This is a genomic window from Methanosarcinales archaeon (assembly GCA_014859725.1).
GTDB lineage: Archaea > Halobacteriota > Methanosarcinia > Methanosarcinales > Methanocomedenaceae > Kmv04.
This window is the reverse complement of record JACUTQ010000193.1, coordinates 1-3,763: the sequence shown is the minus strand read 5'-3', so window position 1 is coordinate 3,763 and position 3,763 is coordinate 1. Positions and strand designations below refer to the sequence as shown.

The following is a 3,763-nucleotide window of genomic DNA, read 5'->3' as shown; positions in this document are numbered from 1 at the left end:
TGTACGAGCGGTTTGATGAGGAGAGGGTGGCGAAAGCCACTCTTTTACTCTACCGTAATGGCTATATTGCGCATTCAATAAAAATCATTTTTCCCGATTTGCAAACCTTCCGGACCACCCATAATTATTCTTGAGACCTTGATCAGCATCCTCAATGTACATCGGGTCAATTACCGTGCGTCTTTGTGCGCACATTGCAATAATCCCACCAGGTCAGAATATCAGGTGCTCCGCCTCCCGAGCCCCGCTCTGGATTTGAGTGTAAATCGGGGGTCTTTGACTGCAATGATAGGCGTAACATGTGGCATTCAGGGCCTTGATTCATTCGAAATGTCCTGAATAGTGAAATTACCAACACGATGTTAAGGAGAAATAATACTTTCATACCGCTCTGGGTAAGTATATATTCAATTGCTGAGAATTTTGAGGAAGTGAAAGTAAATGGGTAAGAAAAACCGAATAATCATGGTCCAAGGTGAGCGCATCACCATAACAAAAGATGATTATATTTCATTAACAGATATGCTGAAAGCCAAGGATGGGGATTTTTTTATTTCTGACTGGCTTAGAAATAGAAATACAGTTGAATATCTAGGTATTTGGGAACGAATACATAATCCAGATTTTAATTATGGCGAATTCGCCCTAATTAAAAGTCAGGCAGGATTGAATAGTTACAAAATCAGTGTAAAAGAATGGGCGGCCAAAACCAAAGCCATCGGTTTAACGGCAAAAGCAGGCCGTTATGGTGGCACTTATGCGCACAAAGACATTGCCTTTGAATTCGGTATGTGGATTAGCGCTGAATTTAAAATTTATCTCATCAAAGAATTCCAACGACTCAAAGACGAAGAACAAAAACAACTGGGCTGGGACATCCGCCGTAACCTTACCTAAATCAACTACCGAATTCATACCGATGCCATCAAGGAAAAACTGATTCCTGCCACCCTGAACAAACAACAAATCAGCCATGTTTACGCATCTGAAGCCGACATTCTCAATATGGCACTGTTTGGTAAAACCGCTGCTCAGTGGCGCTCAGAAAATCCTGATGAAACCGGCAATATCCGTGACTTTGCCAATGTATCACAACTGGTCTGTTTGTCTAATATGGAAAACCTGAATGCGGTGTTTATCAATGAGGGGCTGGAGCAGGCTGAGCGCTTGACACGCTTGAACCAGATTGCCATTCACCAGATGAGGATATTGGTGGAGGATAGAACTACCAGAAAGTTGGAAGGGGAATGAGTGAAAAAGAAGGATTCCATTCCACAGTCGGTGAGTAATGTACATCGGGTCAATTACTGTGCATCTTTGTGCGCGCATTGCCATAATTCCACCAGGTCAGAGCATCAGGTGCTCCGCCTCCCGAGCTCCGCTCTGGATTTGAGTGGAGGTCAGGGGTCGTTGACTGCAACATAAATGTCGCTATTCCAGGCCACTCCTAATTCTTCTTAAAACCTTGATCACGTCAGCATCCTCACCATACATCGGGTCAATTACCGTGCGTCTTTGTGCGCGCATTGCCATAATCCCATCAGAGCATCAGGTACTCTCCCTCCCGAGCCCCGCTCTGGATTTGAGTGTAGATCAGGGGTCTTTGACTGCAAACGATAGGTGTAACATTCATCCTTTGATTATTTTGAACTCGAATAACAGTCATAGTGCTGAAATCGGGGCACGGATAAAACTACAAAAAAAAGTCCGCATGATCTTCTCAGGTGTTGTCGAAACTTAACCTGGAATTCGAGAACATAAAGGAAATCCAGTAAAATATACAAGGTAATCATTGGTCTTTATGTTACAGAAGAGAACATAATAAAGAAGGTGAAAAAATATGAAAGGTGAAAAATTGCTTAAACGCATCATTCTTGACCCCGGTATCATGAAAGGAAAACCTGTGATCAGGGGAACAAGACTTACAGTGCAATTTATCCTGGGATTACTAGCGCACGGTGCTTCTGAAGAGGAGATCCTTGAAGAATACAAAGGATTGACCAGGGAAGACATAAAAGCATGTTTGCTCTTTGCTACACAATCCCTTGAAGACACCACATTTATGCCTCTGAAAGCAGAGGCTTGACAGATGCGGTTCCTTGTGGATGAATGCACAGGACCTGCAGTTGCGCGGTGGCTAATCGAGCAACATCATGATGTAATTTCTGTATTTGATGAAATCAGGGGTGCAAATGATAAAGAGGTTATCCGGATAGCCAGCGAGCCAGACCGCATTCTGATCACAAATGATAAAGACTTTGGCGAGCTTGTTTTTCGAGAGAAAAAGCAACATAAAGGTGTAATCATTTTACGTCTTGAAGATGAGCGGGGTGCCAATAAAATTGCTGTACTTAAGAATGTGCTTGAAAAATATGAAAACTCCCTTCCCGAACATTTCTTTGTTGTTACAGAAACTACAGTCAGAATAACAGGAAAACCGTGAATCGAAAAAGAAGAATACCATTTAAATCCATCGAATTCGAGTGATTTAAAAATCAGGTTGGACTCAATAGTTTTATACTGGCACCAAAACATTGGATAAAAAAGGCCGATGCGGTTGGTTTGACCACAAAGGCAGGCCACCCATAATTATTATTAAGACATTCATCACGTCAGCATCCTCACCATACATCGGGTCAATTACCGTGCGTCTTTGTGCGCGCATTGCCATAATCCCGCCAGTTTCAGAGGATCAGGAGCTCCGCCTCCCTCTCCATCAATAAATCCTTGAACGCTTATCTATTTTGATAATGCCGATTAGATTTCCTTTGTGATCAACTTCATATAATATTCTGTAATCCCCAACTCTAATCCGGAATAATTTCTCATTATACCCTTCAACCTTTTTAGAATCATGTTGAAAATGTTCTTCTCTTAATTTTTCAATCTTGATGAGGATTCTCGAAACAAGCTTCTTGTCAAGAGATTTTAAAAATTTTACTGCTTGTTTTGAATATTTAATGTCAAACATTATATTCCCAATTCTTTTTTGAGATCCTCATGAGAAGTAAGTATTACAGAATCTTTTTCTTTCCTGTATTCCTGTAATGAAAGATAATCCTCTTCTGTTAAAATAGAATCAATGTCTACCATATGGCTTTTAATAAAATCAAGGTCTTCTCTGATTGCTCTTAATTCATGTTTAATTTCATCCGCGTTAATCGCCTCAGACATATTTAATAGTTAATCTTTCAATTACATAAATATAACTAAATTCATAAGTTTTCATTTAATGATTTATTTGTTCCAGCATGGTGAAGAATAACTTATTTAAGCACCCCACAATGAGATCGAAGCATACTTGGGAATGCCCTAACATCAAGTTTGTTGCTGCACTTTTTCTACAGAGTTTTTTTCTGTACTTTTCGCTATTTGCACACCTTCCGGGCCACCCATTATTATTTCCAGACCTTTCATCACGTCAGCATCCTCAATATACATCGGGTCAATTACTGTGCGTCTTTGTGCGCGCATTGCCATAATCCCACCAGTTTCAGAGCATCAGGTGCTCCGCCTCCCGAGCCCCGCTCTGGATTTGAATGTAGGGATATCGGGGGTGCGGTCGGTCTATAGAAAACTTTCAATCTAATAATTTTATGAATTCACTATTTGCTCCTTTATCAAAAATGATAAGAGAACCCCGTTTGAGCCGGTCATTGATTTGTTGATATGTATCAGCGAAGTGCTTCATATCATTGAGATTTCCTTTTTTTACTGTAATTCCGATAGGAATATTGATCGGACCTGCAAGTTCACTTATCCC

7 protein-coding genes and 2 pseudogenes are annotated in these 3,763 nt (G+C 40.7%); 3 read left to right on the top strand and 6 right to left on the bottom strand.

What is annotated here, in order from left to right; translation table 11 throughout:
• Window positions 1-166 precede the first annotated feature (166 nt).
• Window positions 167-325: a hypothetical protein gene (locus IBX40_11880; protein ID MBE0525010.1), complete on the bottom strand. Its 159-nt coding sequence runs from the start codon at window positions 323-325 to the stop codon at window positions 167-169.
• 116 nt (window positions 326-441) lie between these two features.
• Here IBX40_11880 and IBX40_11875 point away from each other — a divergent pair.
• From IBX40_11875 to IBX40_11865, 3 genes and pseudogenes are all read left to right on the top strand, one after another.
• Window positions 442-1,251, top strand: a pseudogene (locus IBX40_11875) (KilA-N domain-containing protein).
• 589 nt (window positions 1,252-1,840) lie between these two features.
• The gene (locus IBX40_11870) at window positions 1,841-2,086 is read left to right on the top strand and encodes a DUF433 domain-containing protein (GenBank protein MBE0525009.1); all 246 of its coding nucleotides are present in this window, start codon (window positions 1,841-1,843) and stop codon (window positions 2,084-2,086) included.
• Window positions 2,087-2,089: 3 nt separating this feature from the next.
• Complete coding sequence (locus IBX40_11865; protein MBE0525008.1) at window positions 2,090-2,443, top strand: DUF5615 family PIN-like protein; 354 nt, start codon at window positions 2,090-2,092, stop codon at window positions 2,441-2,443.
• A 72-nt stretch (window positions 2,444-2,515) separates the two neighbouring features.
• On the opposite strand, the gene IBX40_11860 is transcribed toward IBX40_11865, so the two are convergent.
• The 5 genes and pseudogenes from IBX40_11860 to IBX40_11840 all read right to left on the bottom strand — a co-directional run bounded on the left by IBX40_11860 (window position 2,516) and on the right by IBX40_11840 (window position 3,763).
• Window positions 2,516-2,671, bottom strand: coding sequence for a hypothetical protein (locus IBX40_11860; GenBank protein ID MBE0525007.1), 156 nt, complete (start codon window positions 2,669-2,671; stop codon window positions 2,516-2,518).
• A 45-nt stretch (window positions 2,672-2,716) separates the two neighbouring features.
• Window positions 2,717-2,971, bottom strand: coding sequence for a type II toxin-antitoxin system RelE/ParE family toxin (locus tag IBX40_11855; GenBank protein ID MBE0525006.1), 255 nt, complete (start codon window positions 2,969-2,971; stop codon window positions 2,717-2,719).
• Window positions 2,971-3,174: a hypothetical protein gene (locus IBX40_11850; GenBank protein MBE0525005.1), complete on the bottom strand. Its 204-nt coding sequence runs from the start codon at window positions 3,172-3,174 to the stop codon at window positions 2,971-2,973. The genes IBX40_11855 and IBX40_11850 overlap by 1 nt, the downstream gene beginning before the upstream one ends.
• 144 nt (window positions 3,175-3,318) lie before the next feature.
• Window positions 3,319-3,480: a hypothetical protein gene (locus IBX40_11845; GenBank protein ID MBE0525004.1), complete on the bottom strand. Its 162-nt coding sequence runs from the start codon at window positions 3,478-3,480 to the stop codon at window positions 3,319-3,321.
• Window positions 3,481-3,604: 124 nt separating this feature from the next.
• A pseudogene (locus IBX40_11840) lies at window positions 3,605-3,763 on the bottom strand (IS1634 family transposase).

Bases quoted from the DNA above. Each gene is read 5' to 3' on its own strand.
- IBX40_11880 (MBE0525010.1), bottom strand. From the start codon at position 325: ATGAATCAAGGCCCTGAATGCCACATGTTACGCCTATCATTGCAGTCA.
- IBX40_11870 (MBE0525009.1), top strand. From the start codon at position 1,841: ATGAAAGGTGAAAAATTGCTTAAACGCATCATTCTTGACCCCGGTATC.
- IBX40_11865 (MBE0525008.1), top strand. From the start codon at position 2,090: ATGCGGTTCCTTGTGGATGAATGCACAGGACCTGCAGTTGCGCGGTGG.
- IBX40_11860 (MBE0525007.1), bottom strand. From the start codon at position 2,671: ATGGCAATGCGCGCACAAAGACGCACGGTAATTGACCCGATGTATGGT.
- IBX40_11855 (MBE0525006.1), bottom strand. From the start codon at position 2,971: ATGTTTGACATTAAATATTCAAAACAAGCAGTAAAATTTTTAAAATCT.
- IBX40_11850 (MBE0525005.1), bottom strand. From the start codon at position 3,174: ATGTCTGAGGCGATTAACGCGGATGAAATTAAACATGAATTAAGAGCA.
- IBX40_11845 (MBE0525004.1), bottom strand. From the start codon at position 3,480: ATGGCAATGCGCGCACAAAGACGCACAGTAATTGACCCGATGTATATT.